This window comes from Sulfurimonas sediminis (assembly GCF_014905115.1).
Taxonomy (GTDB): domain Bacteria; phylum Campylobacterota; class Campylobacteria; order Campylobacterales; family Sulfurimonadaceae; genus Sulfurimonas; species Sulfurimonas sediminis.
Window position 1 is genome coordinate 383,313 of sequence record NZ_CP041235.1, and the last position, 20,070, is coordinate 403,382.

General features: G+C 39.1%; 20 protein-coding genes and 1 pseudogene. 16 read left to right on the forward strand and 5 right to left on the reverse strand.

Features of this window, described 5'->3' with window-relative positions:
* The first annotated feature begins 14 nt into the window (after positions 1-14).
* Positions 15-467, forward strand: a complete 453-nt coding sequence (locus FJR45_RS02185) for a phosphoribosyltransferase (protein ID WP_193151145.1) — start codon at positions 15-17, stop codon at positions 465-467.
* A gap of 73 nt (positions 468-540) precedes the next feature.
* Here the strand turns inward: FJR45_RS02185 and FJR45_RS02190 are convergent, their stop codons facing one another.
* Together FJR45_RS02190 and FJR45_RS12590 are read right to left on the reverse strand one after the other, a co-directional pair.
* Entirely contained in the window at positions 541-897 is a 357-nt protein-coding gene (locus tag FJR45_RS02190; protein ID WP_226966457.1) for a cytochrome C, read from the reverse strand.
* 3 nt (positions 898-900) lie between these two features.
* Positions 901-1,656 (reverse strand): TerB family tellurite resistance protein, encoded by a 756-nt coding sequence (locus FJR45_RS12590; protein ID WP_193151146.1) that lies wholly within the window; start codon positions 1,654-1,656, stop codon positions 901-903.
* Positions 1,657-1,735: 79 nt separating this feature from the next.
* On the opposite strand from FJR45_RS12590, the gene FJR45_RS02200 reads away from it, so the two are divergent.
* The 12 genes and pseudogenes from FJR45_RS02200 (at position 1,736) to FJR45_RS02255 (ending at position 13,524) form a co-directional block, all read left to right on the forward strand.
* Positions 1,736-2,623 carry a DMT family transporter gene (locus FJR45_RS02200; RefSeq protein WP_193151147.1) on the forward strand — a complete coding sequence of 296 codons (888 nt, stop codon included), beginning with the start codon at positions 1,736-1,738 and terminating at the stop codon, positions 2,621-2,623.
* A 65-nt stretch (positions 2,624-2,688) separates the two neighbouring features.
* A complete protein-coding gene (gene kdsA / locus FJR45_RS02205; protein WP_193151148.1) occupies positions 2,689-3,483 on the forward strand; it encodes a 3-deoxy-8-phosphooctulonate synthase in 795 nt (264 codons plus the stop codon).
* A gap of 17 nt (positions 3,484-3,500) precedes the next feature.
* A complete protein-coding gene (gene ribH / locus FJR45_RS02210) occupies positions 3,501-3,965 on the forward strand; it encodes a 6,7-dimethyl-8-ribityllumazine synthase (RefSeq protein ID WP_193151149.1) in 465 nt (154 codons plus the stop codon).
* Entirely contained in the window at positions 3,965-4,369 is a 405-nt protein-coding gene (gene nusB / locus FJR45_RS02215; RefSeq protein WP_193151150.1) for a transcription antitermination factor NusB, read from the forward strand. Before ribH ends, nusB begins: the two co-directional genes overlap by 1 nt.
* Before the next feature lie 567 nt (positions 4,370-4,936).
* Positions 4,937-5,518, forward strand: a pseudogene (locus tag FJR45_RS12670) (multiheme c-type cytochrome); the annotation flags it as partial.
* A 1,286-nt stretch (positions 5,519-6,804) separates the two neighbouring features.
* Positions 6,805-7,239 (forward strand): DUF302 domain-containing protein, encoded by a 435-nt coding sequence (locus FJR45_RS02225; RefSeq protein WP_193151152.1) that lies wholly within the window; start codon positions 6,805-6,807, stop codon positions 7,237-7,239.
* Positions 7,236-8,285 (forward strand): dehypoxanthine futalosine cyclase, encoded by a 1,050-nt coding sequence (locus tag FJR45_RS02230; protein WP_193151153.1) that lies wholly within the window; start codon positions 7,236-7,238, stop codon positions 8,283-8,285. Before FJR45_RS02225 ends, FJR45_RS02230 begins: the two co-directional genes overlap by 4 nt.
* Positions 8,285-9,565 carry a M16 family metallopeptidase gene (locus tag FJR45_RS02235; RefSeq protein WP_347402230.1) on the forward strand — a complete coding sequence of 427 codons (1,281 nt, stop codon included), beginning with the start codon at positions 8,285-8,287 and terminating at the stop codon, positions 9,563-9,565. Before FJR45_RS02230 ends, FJR45_RS02235 begins: the two co-directional genes overlap by 1 nt.
* Before the next feature lie 10 nt (positions 9,566-9,575).
* Complete coding sequence (locus tag FJR45_RS02240) at positions 9,576-10,343, forward strand: DpnI domain-containing protein (protein ID WP_193151154.1); 768 nt, start codon at positions 9,576-9,578, stop codon at positions 10,341-10,343.
* Between the two features lie 5 nt (positions 10,344-10,348).
* Positions 10,349-10,789 (forward strand): hypothetical protein, encoded by a 441-nt coding sequence (locus FJR45_RS02245; protein ID WP_193151155.1) that lies wholly within the window; start codon positions 10,349-10,351, stop codon positions 10,787-10,789.
* Positions 10,790-10,859: 70 nt separating this feature from the next.
* Entirely contained in the window at positions 10,860-13,112 is a 2,253-nt protein-coding gene (locus tag FJR45_RS02250; protein WP_193151156.1) for an AAA family ATPase, read from the forward strand.
* An 85-nt stretch (positions 13,113-13,197) separates the two neighbouring features.
* Positions 13,198-13,524, forward strand: coding sequence for an EF-hand domain-containing protein (locus FJR45_RS02255; RefSeq protein WP_193151157.1), 327 nt, complete (start codon positions 13,198-13,200; stop codon positions 13,522-13,524).
* On the opposite strand, the gene FJR45_RS02260 is transcribed toward FJR45_RS02255, so the two are convergent.
* Entirely contained in the window at positions 13,521-14,048 is a 528-nt protein-coding gene (locus FJR45_RS02260) for a hypothetical protein (RefSeq protein WP_193151158.1), read from the reverse strand. The genes FJR45_RS02255 and FJR45_RS02260 overlap by 4 nt on opposite strands.
* Before the next feature lie 102 nt (positions 14,049-14,150).
* On the opposite strand from FJR45_RS02260, the gene FJR45_RS02265 reads away from it, so the two are divergent.
* Positions 14,151-14,429 (forward strand): peptidylprolyl isomerase, encoded by a 279-nt coding sequence (locus FJR45_RS02265; protein ID WP_193151159.1) that lies wholly within the window; start codon positions 14,151-14,153, stop codon positions 14,427-14,429.
* A gap of 2 nt (positions 14,430-14,431) precedes the next feature.
* Positions 14,432-15,295: an N-carbamoylputrescine amidase gene (aguB, locus tag FJR45_RS02270; protein WP_193151160.1), complete on the forward strand. Its 864-nt coding sequence runs from the start codon at positions 14,432-14,434 to the stop codon at positions 15,293-15,295.
* Here the strand turns inward: aguB and miaA are convergent.
* Positions 15,276-16,172, reverse strand: a complete 897-nt coding sequence (gene miaA, locus FJR45_RS02275) for a tRNA (adenosine(37)-N6)-dimethylallyltransferase MiaA (protein ID WP_193151161.1) — start codon at positions 16,170-16,172, stop codon at positions 15,276-15,278. The genes aguB and miaA overlap by 20 nt on opposite strands.
* Positions 16,169-16,840, reverse strand: a complete 672-nt coding sequence (locus tag FJR45_RS02280) for a hypothetical protein (RefSeq protein ID WP_193151162.1) — start codon at positions 16,838-16,840, stop codon at positions 16,169-16,171. Before FJR45_RS02280 ends, miaA begins: the two co-directional genes overlap by 4 nt.
* A 96-nt stretch (positions 16,841-16,936) precedes the next feature.
* On the opposite strand from FJR45_RS02280, the gene FJR45_RS02285 reads away from it, so the two are divergent.
* A complete protein-coding gene (locus FJR45_RS02285) occupies positions 16,937-20,050 on the forward strand; it encodes an FIST N-terminal domain-containing protein (RefSeq protein ID WP_193151163.1) in 3,114 nt (1,037 codons plus the stop codon).
* The last annotated feature ends 20 nt before the right edge of the window (positions 20,051-20,070 follow it).

Consider the following 20,070-nt stretch of genomic DNA (forward strand, 5'->3'; position numbering starts at 1 on the left):
AACTAAGGAAAACATTGAAACAGTACTATTCTTATGAAAATTTTAGAAATGACACGCAAAAACTCATTTTGGAAGTGAAAAATTTCAATGCCGGTGCAATAGTATCTGTAGCAAGAGGCGGGTTTACTTTGGCGCATTGTCTGGCCGAAGGGCTTGATATTCGGGATGTGCAGAGTATAAGAACAGAACTGTATGATGCTACATGTAAACGTAAAGAGCTGTCTCTTTTTGGAGCATGCAGTTTGGCAGATGTGAGTAGAGTACTTGTTGTGGATGATATAGCCGACAGCGGTGAAACACTTGCGTATGTCATGCAGCATTTACAAAAAAACTTTCCTGAAGCGGTATTTAAATCTTCGACACTTTTTATAAAAAAAACGTCAATATACGAACCGGATTTTTGGATAAATGAAGCTGATGCATGGATAGAATTTTTTTGGGAGAAAGATTTCAGCCTGGCGGGTTAAACGACTTTGTGCTTTTAAAGCCTGAGAGTCGGCACTAAAGTACCGATTCCAAGAAGATATCGGAATCCGTACTTCAGTGCGGACTGTGTTGCTTGGTAAAATCTGTTTCGTAAATATATGCAGCTATATCCTGTAAAACATCTTTTTCAAAGGCAAGATTGGGCATGAGTTCGTATTTGTCAATGGCATCTTGCATGATGGAACGCTCTTCATTGGGTTTATGTACCCACTCTGTCATCTCTCTGACAAAATCTTTTTTATCGGGAAATGCATTCAAATATCTTGTACGTACTTCCATCATTGCCGGGGCTGAAACAGATTTTGTTTCAAAGTGACAGGTTGTGCAGTTGCCGTGAAAGAGCAGGGCACTGTTTTGTGATGCCTGCAAAAAAGTTGTAAGAAAGAAAAGCAGCATAAAAAGAGATTTCACACGCTAGCCTCTAGCCTTTTTTATCATCTCATAGGCCTGATTTATCTCCTGCGTTTTGGCAGTTGCTTCTTTGATATACTCTTCGCTTTTTCCCTGAGACTTGATGATGTCAGGATGATACTGACGCACAAGCTTTCTGTAGGCTTTTTTGATGGTACTCATATCGTCATTTTTACTGACACCCAAAATCTTGTAGGCATCATCGAGTGTAGCCTGCGGACGGACATTCTTCATCATTGCTTCGAACTGGTCAAAAATAGCATGGTATTTTTGCGGATCAAAAGCAAAAGCCTCGGCAATTGTGGCGAGTACCTCTTCTTCACTCTGGGTCACTTCACCGTCTGCAAAAGCGAGCTGAATGAGAAATCCCATAAACTGCTCTTGTTGGGCTTTATTGCGTCTGAGCGCTTCTGCCAAAGCATGGGCAATCTGCTCTGTATTGTCACGGCGATCTTTTTCTTCGTTGAAGATTTGTTTTAAAATATCTTTTGTTTTTGCAGGTTCCGGAAAGACCTTGGAAATGTCATCAAACATGATACCTACAAGCTGTGCTTCAAGGGCATCAACATGGCCGTCAGCTTTGGCAACTTTGGCAACAAGTGCGACAAAAAGACCCAGGTCACTGTTTTTCAGTGATTCATACGAAACAGAAAAATTTTTAAATGTTTCTTGAGAATACTCGGCTGTGTATCTGCCGTAACTTTTAAATATATAATAAAAGACTGCCCCTAAAAGCAGAAATAAAAATAAATTGCCCATATTTTTCCCTGTATTTTTATGAGATTATACACTGCTGAAGTAAATGGATATAATTGCATTTATGGAGAGGTACTTATTTATGAATAGAATTAAAAATTTAAACAAAGGCGTACAGTATATGCTCATTGCCAGCTTGGCATTTGCAATTATGGGTGCTTTTGCCAAGCTTGCCAGCCAAAATATGAGTTCACTTGAAGTTGTTTTTTTTAGAAATATTGCCGGAGTGATTCTGGTGGGTATCGCAGTGCTGAAAAAGCCTATGCAACATACTGGGGGCAAGCCGTTTTTACTCTTCTTTCGGGGTTTTATGGGCTTTGTCGCACTGCTGGCATTTTTTTACAATATCGCACATATTCCTCTGGGTGATGCAATGACCTACTCAAAAACATCGCCGATTTTTACCGCAATATTTGCCTGGCTTTTTTTAAATGAAAAGCTTTCTTACAAGGCATGGATTGCTGTTTTTATCGGCTTTATCGGTATACTTTTTATAACGCAGCCAAGTGGAATCGGATTTTCAAAATATGATCTGCTTGGAATATTCAGCGGGGTGGGTGCAGCACTTGCCTATACCTCTGTACGGGAATTAAAAGCCTACTATGATACCCGTGCCATTGTGCTTTCTTTTATGATTACAGGCACACTCGGTCCGGTTATTTTATTTGTTGTTTCTCCTTATCTGAACTTTCCTGAACTTGATTTTATGCTTGCAAAGTTTGTACTGCCGCATGGTATAGTCTGGTTCTATCTTTTTGCAATGGGAATTTTTGCTACGATTGCACAACTGCTGATGACAAAAGCCTACGGAGAGACAAAAGCGGGAATTGTCGGTGCTGTAAGTTATACAAATATACTTTTTTCGATACTGGTCGGTCTATTTCTGGGAGATGCTCTTCCGTCACTGGTAACGAGTTTTGGAATTGTATTGATAGTGGTTGCGGGGATCATGGTTGCCCGTGATAAGTAGAGATTAAAAAGAAAAGAGTATAATACTATATAAAATGAATAAATTATACAAATTAGGTGATGAAAATGAAACTTTTAGCAGGTCCCTGTGTTATTGAGAGTGAAGAAAATATTTTCAAAATAGCAAAAGCATTGGAAAAATATCATAATGACAAGACGATAGATTTTTATTTTAAAGCGAGTTTTGACAAAGCAAACAGAACATCTTTGGAGAGTTTTCGTGGTTTGGGTATGGGAGAAGGTCTTCGCATACTCCAAAAAGTCAAAGATGATTTTGGCTATAAAATAGTGACGGATGTGCATGAAACAATTCAGGTTGAGCCTGTTGCAAAAGTGGTAGATATGTTGCAGATTCCTGCATTTTTGTGCCGTCAAACAGATTTGCTTGTTGCGTGTGCAAAAACAGACAAAGAGGTCAACATTAAAAAAGGGCAGTTTATCAACCCGCCTGATATGAAATACTCTGTAATGAAAGTATTAAAAACCCGTGGATGTGACGAAGTGAGTTATGAAAACTCCAAAAAGCACGGGGTATATCTGACAGAGAGAGGCAGTTCTTTCGGGTACGGCAACATTGTTGTAGATATGCGTTCTTTGGTGATTATGAAAGAGTTTGCACCGGTAATTTTTGATGCAACACACTCTGTACAGATGCCCGGAGCGTTAGGCGGAAAAACAGGCGGTGACAGCTCTATGGTGCCACATCTTGCAAAAGCAGCGGCAGCCATCGGGGTGGACGGATTCTTCTTTGAAACACATTTTGATCCGAGTTGTGCTTTGAGTGACGGCCCAAATATGCTAAAATTAGACGAATTGGAAAGACTGATAGAAAAAATTAAAAAAATTCAGCAAATAAAATAAACAAAAGGAAATAATATATGAACTTGATTGAAGGTAAATTAAAAGTAGTAAACGGCAAAAAAATTGCCATAGTAAGTACACGATGGAACCACTTTATAGTGGACAGACTCGTAGAGGGAGCAAAAGACGCCTTTGACCGTCACGGTGGGAATGAAGAAGATTTGACACATGTATTGATTCCGGGTGCTTTTGAGCTGCCGATGATCGTCGATCAACTCCTTGCAAGCGGAAAATATGATGCAGTTTGTGCCTTGGGAGCTGTAATACGCGGTTCAACACCGCATTTTGACTATGTTGCGGCTGAAGCGACAAAAGGGATTGCAAGCATGAGTCTGAAGTACCAAAAACCGGTCTCATTCGGTCTTTTGACAACAGACACGATTGAACAGGCGATAGAGAGAGCCGGAACAAAAGCCGGGAACAAAGGTTTTGAAGCGATGACGGTTGTGATTGAGATGCTAGATTTATATGAGGTGCTGTAATGGCTACTCGTCAACAGGCACGCATGGCTGTAGTCAGCCTTCTGTACGCATACGATTTGGGCAACGGCAACACTTCCGAGCACTCTGCTGAAATTCTTGAAGAGAAAAAAATCAGAAACAAGCAAAAAGACTTTGCTCTTGGGCTGTATGAAGGTGTGATGGAGCATATTGAAGCAATAGACAAAGCGATTATAGAACATCTCAAAGAGTGGGATTTTGAACGCCTTGGTGCCATTGAACGTGCAACATTGCGCCTCGCTACGTATGAAATTCTTTTTAGCGGGCTTGATTCTGCCGTAGTTATCAATGAAGCGGTTGAAATTACAAAATCATTTGGAACAGAACAGTCTCCAAAGTTTATCAATGGTGTTTTGGATGCAATAGCCAAAGACAAAAAGGTATAAACAGAGATGACAAAGATACTCTGGTTTGGTGTTTTATTTGCAACATTTTTATCTGCATCAGTCAATTACAAACAAACAAACAATTGTCTGAAGTGTCACGGAGGGATAGAGCACATACGAGCACCTGAATCCGGCATGGCAAAAGCTATTGCAAAAAAAGCAGCCAAAGCAGGGTATCCGAAAAACAGCTGTATTGTCTGCCACGGAGGCAACCCGGCAACAAAACATAAAAACAAAGCCCATAAAGGAACTCTGAAATACTTTTTGTCCCATGAAGGCCCAAAAGAGTTTTATCCGGCACCGGGAAGTACCTGGGTCAACAAAAATACCTGTGGAATGTGTCACAAAGAAGAAGTCGCAGCACAAATGAACTCTCTGATGATGACAGAACAGGGAAAAATACAGGGAGCACTTTGGAGTTTTGGCGGCAAAGAGGGATACAACCATACAGTAGGCACATATCAAACAAAAAATCCGACAGATATTCATGCCAGACTTGGTACAAAAAAGTATCAGGAGTATATGCAAAAACTCTCAAAAATGGAACCGCAGGCATTTCCAAAAGAGATGACGCAGTTGCCTCCTGCACCGACGGCTGAGGAGGTTGAAAAAGACCCTTCTTTGGCTGTCTATACCTATTTGCGCCAAGAGTGTCTGCGTTGTCATACAGGAAGCAAAGGGCGTCAAAAAAGAGGTGATTACCGAGGTATAGGCTGTGCAGCCTGTCATATACCCTATTCAAACGAAGGCTATTATGAGGGCGGTGACAAAAGTATATCACATAAAGAACGGGGCCATTTGCTTGTACATCAGATACAGTCATCACGCGAAACAAAAGTTACGGTGCACAAACAGAGTTATTCGGGCATTCCGACAGAGACATGTTCTACCTGCCATAATCGTGGAAAACGCATAGGTGTTTCGTATCAGGGACTGATGGAAACTGCTTATAAGGCAACTTTTGACAAAGATGGAAATCCCCAGCCAAAATTGCATACCAAACGATACATTCATATGCAGGGAGATGTGCATTTTAAAAAGGGAATGCTGTGTCAGGATTGCCACACATCCAATGATATGCACGGAGACGGTTTTTTAAGCGGAGCCAATGCCGGTGCTGTAGAGATAGAGTGTCAGGACTGCCACGGAACAACAAAAAAATATCCCTGGGAATTACCACTGGGTTACAGTGACGAGTTTAAGACATCTCCACAGACAGGAGAAGCCAGAGGCGTTACAAAGACGATGGCAGAGTACCTAAAACAAGGAAGTGTCAATAAGCCGGATGAGGGTTATCTGCTCTCAGCAAGGGGAAATCCTCTGATACATGCAACCAAAAAAGGCAATGAAGTCATAATGCATTTGGCAAGCGGAAAAGATGTCGTACTCAAACCGCTCAAACTGCTTAAAAAAGAGGAAAAGCTCTCAAAAGCAGGACTGCTGGCAATGGACAAGATTACAGCACATAATGACAGACTTGAGTGTTACACCTGTCATGCAACCTGGGCGCCGCAGTGTTACGGATGTCATGTGAAAATTGACTACAGCGGAGGAAAACAAAATTCTGATTATCTGCAGTCTTCCCATGATCATGATATACACGGACAAACAGGTATTATGCGAAAATCATTGAAAAAATATCTGGTTGACGGCCAGGTGACCGAAACAAGAAGTTTTTTACGCTGGGAAGATCCGGCACTTTCTCAAAACGGAGAAGGACGTATAAGCCCGACTGTTCCGGGATGCCAAACTACCATCACTGTTATAGGAAAAGACGGAAAAGCGCTACTTCAAAATCATATATTTAAAATACCAAATGTCGAAGGCGCAGGAGCCGAAGGTCAAAATGCCATTGATATGGCACCGATTCAGCCTCATACCATTCAAAAAGAACCAAGAAGCTGTGAAAGCTGTCATGCCATGAAAAAAGCATTGGGCTATGGCATTACCGGTTCGCAAACAACATTTGATCCTTCTGTGGATACCATAGTCGATATCATGAGTGCTGACGGGAAAATTATGCCAACGATTGTAGATGAGCAGATTCCTGCCATACCAAATCTTCATTTTGATTACTCAAAATTTTTAGATGAAAACGGAACGCAACTGCAGACTGTCGGACATCACTGGAAACTTTCACAGCCTCTGAGTCAGGCACAGATTGATAAAACAGACAGAGCCGGAGCATGTATAGCCTGTCACCAAAGTATACCGGAGGGGAATCTGGCAGTTTCCGCAATGGCACATATTGCAGAGATGGCAAATGTCAATATAGACAACAAAGAGCATGCAGGCATTTTACATAAAATTTTAAATTTAGCTGCATGGATTCAGGTAATTCTGGGTGTATTTATTGGTATGCTTGCAATGTATATTTTTTATAGGCTTTTTATCAAAAAGAAGTCTATCAGTTCACGAAACAGAGGATGGAAATAATGAAATATTTTTTACTGTTGCCAATACTTTTAAATGTGACTCTTTTTGCAAATGATATTATTATAAAAGAGAGTGCAAAGAGTGTTGATGCAACAATACAAAAGATAAAAGAGATTGTGACAAAAAGGGGTTTACATGTTTTTACTGTAGTTGATCATCAGGCAAATGCAAAACACATCGGTATGCAAATGCGAAGCAGTAAACTGATCATTTTTGGCAATCCTAAAACAGGGACACAGTTGATGCAGCAGGATGTTGTAACAGGTGTTGATTTGCCTATGAAAATTCTTGTCTACCAAGACAGAGACAAAAAGGTGAAAGTTGCCTACAGAAACGGAAGTTGGCTCAAAGAAGAACATCCGTTACTCTCAGATAAACTGGTGCGAAAAATAGATAATGCACTTGATAAAATTACAAACAAAGCGATACAATGAGTAGACTGACAAAAGAAGAAGCCCTTGATTTAATCCGTCATGCAGACTTAAAAGAGTTAGGACGCATGGCAACACAAAGAAAAAAAGAGTTGCACCCAAAAGGAATCACAACCTTTGTGATTGACAGAAACATTAACTACACAAATATCTGTTGGGTAGACTGTAAGTTTTGTGCCTTTTACAGACATGAAAAAGATGCAGATGCCTATGTGCTGACCTTTGATGAAATAGATGCAAAAATAGACGAACTCTTAGAAATCGGCGGGACGCAGATACTTTTTCAAGGCGGTGTGCATCCAAAACTCAAAATAGAGTGGTATGAAGATTTGGTGGAACACATTCATCAAAAATATCCGACGATTACGATTCACGGGTTCAGTTCCATCGAGTTGGACTTCATCGCCAAAGTTTCGCGTATCACAATTGAAGAAGTTTTAGCACGTCTTAAAGCAAAAGGGCTGGCTTCCATCCCGGGTGCGGGGGCTGAGATACTTTCAGACAAAGTGCGTGACATTATTGCACCCAAAAAGATAGACGCTGAGGTCTGGGTGAATGTGCACAGACAGGCACATAAACTCGGTATAATGAGTACGGCGACAATGATGTACGGAACTGTTGAGAGTGATGAAGACATCATCGCGCATTTGGATATGGTGCGAAATCTGCAGGATGAAACGGGAGGATTTCGTGCTTTTATTATGTGGAGTTTTCAGGGAAAAAACACGGAACTACTGCGTCTGATTCCCGATATGGAAAAACCTTCTTCTAACAGATACTTACGCTTGTTGGCTGTTGCCCGTCTCTATCTTGACAATGTGCCAAACATTCAAAGTTCATGGGTTACACAGGGTCCCTATATCGGTCAGATGGCGCTCAAATTCGGGGCAAATGATTTGGGAAGCACAATGATGGAAGAGAATGTCGTCAGTTCAGCCGGTGCGGCCTACCACATGGCAAAAGATGAGATGGTACATCTCATCAAAGATCTGGGTGAAATACCGGCTGTCAGAAATACGGCATATGAGACTTTAGAGATATTTCAATAATGAAACTTTTTTTTATAATATTAGCAATAGGACAGATAATTATGGCAGCACAAATAGACTATATAGAAGTAAAAGGGATTAAAGTCCCGCTTATTTTTGAACAGGACACAAGACTTCCCCTTGTCAATACGCAGATTGTGTTTACAAACAGCGGAACGATAACAGATACAAAAATACCGGGATTGGCAAAATTTTCTTCAAAACTTCTCAATGAGGGAACAAAAAAACTGGGTTCAAACGGCTTTTCTGAGGAGCTTGAATCACGGGCGATTCATATATCTGCAAATACAGGCAGTGAGACTTTTGTCATAGAAGTGAGTTCACTCAAAGATGAATTTGAAAATGCTACAAAATTTTTAAATACTCTGCTCAAGGACCCAAACTACAGTGAGGCAGCGCTTTCCAAAGTCAAAACAATGACGCTTGGAGCCCTGAGCCGTAAAGAGAATGACTATGACTATGTTGCATCAAACGAACTCAAAAAACTTCTTTTTCCAAACACCCCGCTGGCACAGCCTGCATCGGGTACGGTAGAAAGCGTAAAAAGCATAGAACTAGACGATGTAAAAGAGTTTGTGAAGCAGCATTTGGTTGTGGCACGTGCTATCATTGTTATAGGCGGTGATCTTGATATAAAAGAAGTCAAAGAAAATATGGCAAAAATTTTAAACACACTGCCAAAAGGCAAAAGTGAACCTCTGCCGCATTTTCAAGCGAGTGACAAGCCAAAAGAGAGTATTTTAAAACGAGAGACAGAACAGGCATATATCTATTTCGGCTCACCGTATAATATGGCCGTAAATGATGAAGAGTATTACAAAGCCAGAGTGGCAACATTTATACTCGGTACGGGTGGTTTTGGCAGTCGTCTAATGGAAGAGATTCGTGTCAAACGCGGACTTGCCTACTCCGCCTATGCGCGTGTACATGTAAACAAGTCTGTTTCATACCTAGACGGATACCTGCAAACCAAACTTGACTCAATGGATGAGGCGAAAAAAACAGTCATAAATGTTATTTCCGAATTTGTTCACAAAGGTGTAACTAAAGAAGAACTTGAACAGACAAAGAAATTTCTTCTCGGCAGTGAACCGTTACGGGTAGAAACTATGAGTCAGCGACTCCAACGCACCTTTATGGACTACTACAAAGGCTTTCCCCTGAACCACTCAGAAACAGAACTGCAAAAAATTAAAAAATTAAAACTCAAAGATTTGAATGATTTTGTAAAAAAACATACAGAAATCCTAGAGCAGAGTTTTGCGATAGTTACGAAGTAAATATTGCAAAATGAGTTTAAATCTTTGTTCTTCTTTTGCAGATGGGTATAATAGTAATTCCCAAAAGATTCGTGTTTTAACAGAAAATTGGGTGCATAAATATATCTATTGTCCGAGTTGTGGCAATAATATAGATGAATATGAAAATAATAGACCTGTAGCCGATTTTTATTGTTCTAAGTGCAAGGAAGATTATGAGTTAAAAAGTAAAAAAGATAAAATAGGTAAAAAAATTGTTGATGGCGCATACACAACAATGATAGAAAGATTACAGAGTGATTCTAATCCAAATTTTTTCTTTTTAAATTATGATAAAAATAGTTTTGATGTGACTAACTTTATGGTTATTCCAAAACATTTTTTTGTACCTGAAATCATAGAAAGAAGAAAACCGTTATCTTCCACAGCAAGACGAGCCGGTTGGGTGGGTTGTAATATATTACTTGATACTATTCCTGAAAGTGGAAAAATATTTTATATTAGAGATGGAAAAGAGGAAAGTAAGGACAAAATATTAGAGGATTGGAATAAAACAAGTTTTTTGAAACGAACTAAAGATTTTAATGCAAAAGGTTGGTTACTTGACATTATAAATTGTATTGAGAAGCTTCAAAAACAAGATTTTTCTTTGCAGGATATATATCAATTTGAAAATTATTTGAAATTAAAATATCCAAATAATAATAATATTAGGGCCAAAATAAGACAACAGTTGCAAATTTTAAGAGATAATAAATATGTAAAATTTGAAAGTCGTGGAAAATACAAATTAAGGTAGTAATAATGCATATATCAAGAGAAATAGTTTTACTTATATTAAAATATTTAGATAAAAATCCTAATTTCTATTTTCCATTTAAAATTATTTGTAAAAATTTTAATGAAGATGACAAATTGTTTAATGTTAACTGTTTAGATATTGAAACTGATTACATTGAAAGTAATAAATTATTGAATGATTTTCTATTAATAGGAAACTTTCAAAATTTGGATTATGGAACAACTACATTAATAGCACAAGTATTTATAGACAATATTATAAATATGAATGCTTTTAATGAGATTCTTTCTTTAGCATTAGAATATAGAAGAAGTTGGAAAGAAGATTTGTATGAGTCGGAAAATATTGAAGAATATGGAATTTATGAATTTATTGGTGGAAAAGCTGAAGCATATGAAGAGTGTGCGCAAATTATGAAAAATACATATTGGGTTAATAAATAATGGTAGATTTTATAAAACATCAGCATAACTGTAGAGCTACTGGTTTTTGGGTGAGAAAAAGTAAAATAATATGACACTCATAGGTCAGATCGACAGAATTCTTTTTGAATCCGAAGGTTTTTTTATTGCTGTTTTAAAAAGTGGTGAGAAAATCAGCGGGACTTATTTTGAGAGTGATGTTGAGAGTATTAAGGGGTCTGCTATTACGCTTGAGGGGGAGTGGGTTGAACATAAAAAGTATGGAAAGACTTTTAAGTTTGAGACACTCAAAGTCAACCAGAACGAACTCTTTTTCTTTTTAAACAAAATCATCAAAGGCTTTACAAAAAAACTCTCTGCGGATTTGATTGAGCATTTCGGTGCAGAAGCTCTTGTGGATATTTTGGACAATGATATTGAAAAACTGCTGGAATTTAAAGGCATTAAAGAAAAACGCCTCAAAAAGATTCAGGCTTCTTGGAAACAGTTTCGATCTATGCGTCGGCTTGGGGAATTTTTAAGTCCTTATGATGTGACACCGACACTGCTGACGACTATTGCCACAGCGATGAAAGATGTGGATGAACCCTGCACAAAAATCAAAGAAAACCCCTATATTCTTACAAATATTAACTCTATAGGCTTTAAACGGGCAGATGAACTTGCACTGAAAATGGGTGTTGCTCTTGAGAATGAGCAACGCATTAGTTCGGCAATGGATTATGTACTCTTAAACTACTGTGAGGCACAGGGAAACAGCTGTATAAGCAAAGAGGTGCTTTTTAGCGGGCTGGATGAACTGCTCGGGTTTGTCAACAAGCAAAACCTGTATGAAGCGGCTTTGGTGGAGCGGGTAGCTGAGCAGAGCATTGTGATTATGAAAAACGAACGAGTCTCTCCTGCACGGCTGTATGATGCCGAGAAGTTTTTGTATGATGATTTTACAACGCGAGCAAAACTTGACAGCGGGGGATTTGTCAAAGATCTTGAAGGATTTTTGGCTGAAACCTCTTTAAAACTCGGAGAGCAGCAAAGAAGTGCCGTTGAGATGATAAACAACGGAGCCTCTTTGCTCTTTTTAGTCGGGTACGCAGGAACGGGAAAGAGTACGACAAGTAAAACAATTTTAGAACTGCTCAACACCCGGTATGACAAAAAAGAGATCATTACATGTGCTTTGAGTGGCATAGCTTCCCAGCGTATTAGCGATACAACAGGTTTTGAGTCTGCTACTATACAGTCACTGTTGGTCAAACATGAGGGGAGTGACAAGTTTCCCTATTGTGTTGTATTAATCGATGAAGCTTCTATGATAAACTCTTCATTGTTTGCACGGGTGATGCACAAGATTTCAAAAAAGGCTATTGTAATTATTGTCGGAGATGATGCACAGTTGCCTCCTATTGGAGCGGGAAATGTCTTGAGTGATGTACTGACGCTTGAACTTGCCCCTACTGTGAAACTGACGCAGATTTACAGACAGAGTGAAGAACAGGCGATTACCCTCATCGCTAATCAAATCCGTCAGGCAGAGATTCCAGAATATCGGCAAAAATATGAAGATTTCGAGTTTGTCGATGTCAGTATTCAAAACTATTATGCTCTGAAAAATCAACTCTCGCAAGAGGAGTTGAAAAATCTAAGAGATGAGAACTCACAACAGATTATTACCGAGATTATTCACCGGGTTGTTGCCTCCATAGAAAAAGCTAGATACCGACTCAGTAACAAGCAGATCAAAGAGTACCTGAACTATTTTCAGGTCATCACACCCATGAAGGGCGGTATTTTAGGTGCAAATAATCTTAATAAAGTTTTACAGGAATATTTTAATCCCAATCCAAAAAAGTGTGTCAAGCGAGGAGAAATGGAGTTTCGTCTGATGGACAAGGTTGTGCATACGAAAAATGAAAATATGGTTTCTTGGAGTAGTGAGAGATTTAAAGAGGGTGAAGAGGCAAATGAGCGAAGAATTTTCAATGGTATGAGCGGATTACTTTTTAAGATTGATGAAGAAGAGGAGCAAGTTTTTGTTTTTTACCCTAATGAAGATGTCGTTGTCCGGTATGAATATGAAGAACTTAAATCTCATCTTATGCTCTCCTACGCACTTACTATCCATAAAGTACAAGGTATGGAGTATGATATTGTGGTGATTCCTATGAGTTTCATACATTATATCATGCACAACACAAAGTTGATATATACTGCCATTACACGAGCAAAGCACAAATGCATAGTAATAGGTGAGGGAGGAGCATTTGACAATGCTTGCAGACGGGTCGATGTGACTAGAAGAGATACCGTATTGTTGGAGTTACAACAAATAAATTTTAAATCATAAAATTAATTTTATTTAATTATTTAAGATTCAGTATTCATTAAGTCTAAGAGTGTTAGTATTGTTTTAAATTTCAAGGGAGTTTGTTATGAAAACGAAAATATTAGCAGTGGCAGGAATTTTTCTTGCTTCGGTGTCTCTTTTAGCGGTAGGACCTGGAAGAGGGATGAATCAATCAAGCTTTACTACATTTGATGTAAACGGTGATGGTGTAATTACACAACAAGAATTTATGGATGTTAGAGCAGAAAAACAAGCAGCCCGATCGGCACAAGGGTATCCAATGCGAAATGCTGCAAACGCACCAACATTTGAAAGTATAGATACAAATGGTGATGGAAAAATTACACAAACTGAGTTTAGTAACTTCAGAGCAACGCGTATGAGGGGAAGAGGACAGGGGATGAATCGCTAGTTCAAAGCGTTTTCATCCTTTGCTGTCTGTTCAACAACTTTTTTTAACTCTTGGGTTGTTGTGATTGTTTTTACAGCGGTGATTTTTTTATCTAAAATTGTCACAACGACTATCTTTGTTGTATTAATGTTTTTTCTGTAAGGCGTTGCTATTTCTTTATCATCTAGAAGCAGAACAATATGCTTGAAGTCTTTGAGACCCGGAAGAATAAAAAGGCTTCTGATGATAGAAGGTGCTGCACTTACATCAGCTATGAATTGTGCATGATGTTCTTGTAGGTAATTTTGTTTTTGAGTATTAAAAAAGTCGTTACATGTATGGGCAGCTTCTTTGTCAAAAGCAAAGATTACTTTATCTGTTTCTGCATTGAGTGTATGGGGCTTTTCAAACTGGTCTTTAAGCTCTAAATCTGCAAGGCTCTTTCCAACAACAAGTTTTGGTTCTACATTTTTGTTCTCACCACTTTTTGAACTACATCCAAAAAGTAAAAAAGTTGCCAAAACACCTATAATTATATTTTTCATATATCTTCTCCGTATTTTTTTAGCATTATAGGCAAAAGTAGTTAATACAAACTATAAGTAAAAATAGAGTAAAATTTTATAAATAAAATTAAGGAAATGCAAATGGCATGGGCAACAGCGAGACATATACTAGTAGATAGTGAAGAAAAGTGTAATGAATTAAAAAAAGAGATAGAAAACGGAGCAGATTTTTCGGAGGTAGCAAAAGCAAACTCAACATGTCCTTCTTCGGCAAACGGCGGAGATTTGGGGCAGTTTGGTCCGGGGCAGATGGTGCCTGAATTTGACAAGGCAGTCTTTAGCGGGGATGTCGGTGTTGTGTACGGACCGATTCAAACACAGTTTGGCTACCATCTTTTAGAAGTGACAGGCAGAGGGTAAGCATGAGTAAACCGGTAAAAGTAGCTGCAATTCAGATGAGTATGAGTGAAGAGAAAAACGCCAATGTTTTAAAAGCTGAGCAGTTTGTTCGTGAAGCTGCTGCTGAGGGTGCACAAATCATACTTTTACCGGAACTTTTTGAAGGACTCTATTTTTGTAAAGATATGGATGAAAAATACTTTGCATGGGCACAGCCTTTAGAAAATAACGCACTGATACAACATTTTGCAGCTTTGGCAAAAGAGTTGTGTATCGTTGTCTTAGTGAGCTATTTCGAAAAAGCAGATGAGGGATACTTTAATTCGCTTGTTGTAGTCAATATAGATGGAATGGTGATGGAAAATTACAGAAAAACACATATTCCAGACGGTCCGGGATATGAAGAGAAATTCTATTTCAAACCAGGAGATACAGGCTTTAAAGTTTATGAGACGACTTATGGAAAAATAGGTGTGGGTATCTGCTGGGATCAGTGGTTTTGTGAAACAGCACGGGCATTGACATTGATGGGTGCAGAGATTATTTTTTATCCGACAGCTATAGGGAGTGAACCTGAAATCGGGTTGGATTCAAAAGAGCATTGGCAACGGGTGCAGATGGGACATGCCGCGACAAATACCGTACCGGTTGTTGTTGCAAACCGTACAGGAGAAGAAAAAGGGGAGAGCTGTGAATTGACTTTTTACGGTTCTTCTTTTATCACAGATTATACCGGCGCAAAGATTGCCGAAGCTTCACGTGACAAGGAAGAGATAATTTACGGTGAATTTGACCTGGCAGAGAATGCCAGACAGAGAGAGTATTGGGGACTTTTACGGGACAGACGTCCGGAAATGTATTACCATTCTAAAATTTGTTCAAAATAAGCTCTGGTAAATCTTCAAGCTTTGCACTTGTTACATTTTGAAACTGAGTGCGGTTAAACGTCTGTTGTCTTTTTGCAAGCTGGGCAGTGTGCGTGGAGATAAGCGAGAGCATGGTATCTTTGTCTGTCTTGCCGTCAAGATAATCTAAAACTTCCACAATTCCGATGGCACCCATGGCATGCGGTGCTCTTGTATATTTTTGTTCCAAAAAACAGACCTCGTCAATAAGTCCAGTTTCGTACATCTTTTGTGTTCTTTTTTGGATGCGTTGGCGCAAAATGTCTCTTTCTGCATCAATATTGTAAATCTGCAAATCTGTAATGACAGGCTTTGGAGGGTTTTGGTTAAACCATTGGCTTGGTGTGATGCCTGAAGCCTCATAAATCAAGAGTGCTTTTTCTATGCGGTATTTGTCACGCGGGGTTATTTTTTGCATATACTCTGCATCAATTTTTGTTAAAAAATCATACGATGCCTGCAAGTCCTGGAGTCTCTCCTTTACATGTAAGCGATGCTCTGCGCTAATGTCCGGCAAGGTTGAAAGCCCGTCAAGCAAAGATTTGAGGTAAAAAGAGGTACCGCCGACGATGATGAGGTTTTTGTTCTCTTCTTTACATGTAAGGCGTACTTTTTTATACAAATCTATAAAAATATCAACACTGAAATATTCATTGACAAAGAGTTCATTGATACCGTAATGTTTGATTTGTGCAAGCTCTTCTTTGGATGGTTTTGCCGAGACGATATCTATCTCTTTGTAGATACTCAAAGAGTCTATGGAGAGAATGCAGGCATTTGTATGCTGTGTAACGCTGATGGCCAAGTCACTTTTTCCAGAGGCAGTGGGTCCTATAATGGCAATCTGTTTGAAACTCATTTGTCTTGATCGATTATTTGCGCGTCTTGCGTTGTTTCATCGCTGAGCAGTTTAGGTTCGTTTGTGGGTGAAATATTGCCACTGAGTGCTTTTATGAGCTCACTTTCCTGTTCTTTTCCCAGCTTGCCGCTGGCAACAGTGTCAATGATTTTTTCGGCTATACGCATTTTTGTCATGTTTTCCTGCTGATGAAAATATTTGTCGAGGTTGTCCTGATAGGCCCTGAGTTTGTCATCATGTCTGCGTTTGAAATAGAGGTAAATAAAATAAGTGGCAATAACCAGTACAAAAAAGAGTATGAGTAAAAGATAGCGTTTTATCTCCATAGCATCCTGACGCTCCAAGTCACGCAGTTTTGCTTCAAATGCCTCTTTCTCTTTAGCCTGAGCTAAAAGCATTTTTTCTTTTTGGGCTGCTGCTTCGAGTTTTATTTTTTCGAGTAGCTGTGCTTTTTCCATTTTAGCCAGAGTAGTCTGTGCATTGATTTTTGCCAGCTCTTGCTCTTTTTGGGCATCTATTTTTTTAAGTTGTACCTCTTTTGTATCGGCAATTTTTGCTTCAAACGCTTTTTTTTGTGCAAGCTGTTTTGCAGCAAGATCTTCTTTGGATTCAGTGAAATTACAGGCACTGAAAAAGAGGAACAGAAAAAGAAAAACAGTAAATTTCATAATTGGGCAAACCTTGTATTATTTTAGAGGGTAATTATAGCAAACTTAATAACTTTGTAAAGCCTTATGGTGTAAACTCAAACAAAAAGATTTATTATGAAACAGTACAATCATATATATAGAGGTTTGGATGGTTTTGACAGCTTTTTGCAAGAGGCAGCCATTGATGTAAATCAAAAAAATATTTTAATTCAACTGTTCAGCTCTTTGGAGTCAAAAGAGGCACTGCAAAAAACCGCTGCAGAGATATACGCGGTTTTTACAGATGCGGTACTCATCGGTGCTTCTGCTGCAGGAGAGATTGCCAACGGAGAGATGATAGACAGCAGTACGGTTGTCAGCATAACACTTTTTGAAAAAACAACATTGCATGCATATTATGAAAGAAGAGAGGACTCTTATACACTCGGGCATTCTTTGTCAAAAAAGATTTTTGACAAAGAGACAAAATGTGTCATTACCTTTTTGGACGGTCTGCGGCATAACGGAGAGGAGTATCTTGAAGGACTCTCCTCTTGCAATTTCAATCATGCGGTCATTGCCGGAGGTATGGCTGCCGATATGCTTCATTTTCAACAGACCTATACAGTTTTTGAAGACAAAGTGTTTGACGGTGGTGCGGTATGTGTTGCTCTGCAAGGGAAAGCACTGGAAGTGTTTCAGGATTATAATCTGGGTTGGAGAGCTGTCGGTCCGACGTTTATGATTACAAAATCCGAAGGCGCAAGAGTATATGAAATTGATAACCGTCCGGTTAAAGATGTGTATGCCGAAGTGCTTGGTGATTTTGCCGTGGACAATATGCCGGCTTCAACGATAGAATTTCCGCTTATCTGCCAGGAAAAAGAGATGCCTGTCGCAAGATCTATGCTGAGTGTGTTTGATGATGGAAGTCTATTGTACGGCGGTAATTTGGCGGAGGGAGAAGAGGTGCGTTTTGGTATAGGCAGCAGAACTCTTGTGAACCAGTATACTCTCAAAGAAGGCATACCGGATACAGACTCTTTGCAGGCCTGCTTTATCTACTCCTGTATTGCAAGAAAACAGTTTTTGGACAAAGAACTTGAGAAAATATTTCGATTGCTTGAAAACATTGCACCAACCAGCGGTTTTTTTACTTTTGGAGAGTTTTTCTTAAATGAAAAAAAAGCAAGACTGCTCAATATCACGACAACAATTCTGTTTTTGCGTGAAAAGGGGACCCAAACACGCAAGCATACATTGAATGAAAAAAGAAAACTGAAAAACAGTTCTAAAACAGACAGTGCCCTTTTTAATCTGATTGACTATGTGACAACTGAACTCAAAGAAAAAGAGAGACACTTTAAAGCTTCAAAGTTTAAACTTGACGAGTTTTTAAAAGCGCTTGACAGTGTTGTTATTATTTCAAGAACAGACACTCTGGGAAACATTACCTATGTGAATGAACGTTTTGAAGAGGTGAGCGGATATAAAAAAGAAGAACTTATCGGTCAGTCACATAGTATTGTCCGTGATCCGAATGTGCCGGATGAGGTCTTTGCCGAGATGTGGAGAGCAATAAAAAAAGGAAATATCTGGCAGGGAGAGTTTGCCAACAGGGCAAAAAACGGCAGCAGTTACTATGTCAAAAGCTCTATTATTCCCATTCATGATGAAAATAATGAAATTATAGAATATATGGCAATTCGTGAAGATGTAACCTCTTTGGTGGAGAGTAGAAAAAAGGCTGAAGCGGCCGAAACAGCACAGGCGATGTTTTTGGCAAATATGAGTCATGAAATCAGAACACCGATGAACGGCATTTTGGGTTTTACGGAGCTGCTGAGTAAAACACGGCTGGATGCGACACAGGAAAAATATCTCAATGTTATCAGCAGTTCGACAAAAACACTGCTCAATATTGTCAATGATATCTTAGACTCTTCAAAAATAACCAACAATAAAATCTCACTTGAAAAGGTGCCGTTGAATCCTTTTGTGGAATTTGCAACAACCTATGAACTGCTCAAATCAGTAGCAGATGAAAAAGGCCTGCAATATACACTTGAAATTGACAATGCCATCTCTGCATGTGTGTACAGTGATGCTACCCGTCTGCGACAGGTCATGATAAATCTGCTCTCAAATGCCATTAAATTTACTCCAGAATGCGGCACTGTGAAGTTCAGTATATCTTTGGTCAGTGAAACTGAGACACAGCAAAGAGTCCATTTCAGTATCAAAGACAGCGGTATTGGCATTGCGCAGGATAAACTCGAAGAGATATTCAAGCCTTTTGCCCAGGCAGAAACATCGATAACAAGGAGATTCGGAGGAACAGGGCTGGGTTTAAGTATCAGTGCCGATCTGCTTCATGTATTTGGCAGTGAACTGCAGGTAGAGTCGGTTGAGGACAAAGGCAGCGAATTTTTCTTTTATTTGGATTTTGATCTGTGTAATGCAGAGGAAGAAACACTTCAAGAAGAGAATATATATGGAGAGTGTCAGGAAGAGGGGGTATGTGACAAGCTCTCTTTACATGTACTTGTTGCAGAAGATTATGAAATAAACAGAATGTTGATAGAATCGATCTTTAAAAAATATATAAATGTGACACTCGAATTTGCACATAACGGGAAAGAGGCTGTCGACAAAGTGGCACAAAACGAGTATGATTTGGTTTTTATGGATATAAATATGCCGGTGATGAATGGACTTGAAGCGACAAAACTTATACGCAAAGAACTGCAGTCTGATGTTGCCATTGTGGCACTGACGGCAAATGCCATCAAAGGAGACCGTGAAAAATTTCTTGCCTGCGGTATGAATGAGTACCTGAGCAAGCCGATAGACAGTGCGGAACTCGAAACAATTTTGTCAAAATACTCAAAAAAACAAAGAGATGCCATACAGGTAGATATAGAAAAAATCTTACTGCAGGTAAATAAAAAAGTAGGTGTCAGCAAAGAGGTCGGATTAAAACTTTTGAAATTGTTTTTAGAGAGTCTGCATGAGCTTGTACCTCTTCTTGAAGATGCCTTTGTCAAAGAAGACAACAAGAAAATATATGAGACGGCACACAAAATAAAAGGTGCGGCAGGGGCACTTTTTCTTGAGGAACTCTATACCCTTATGCAAGAGACAGAAAAGAGTGCATTGGAAGAAAATGCTTTGGAACACAAAAACAAAATCGAAGTGCTTTATGAATATATTGAAGCATTTGAAACAGGAGTTGCACAATATCATTAAAATTTAAATCACATTTGGGT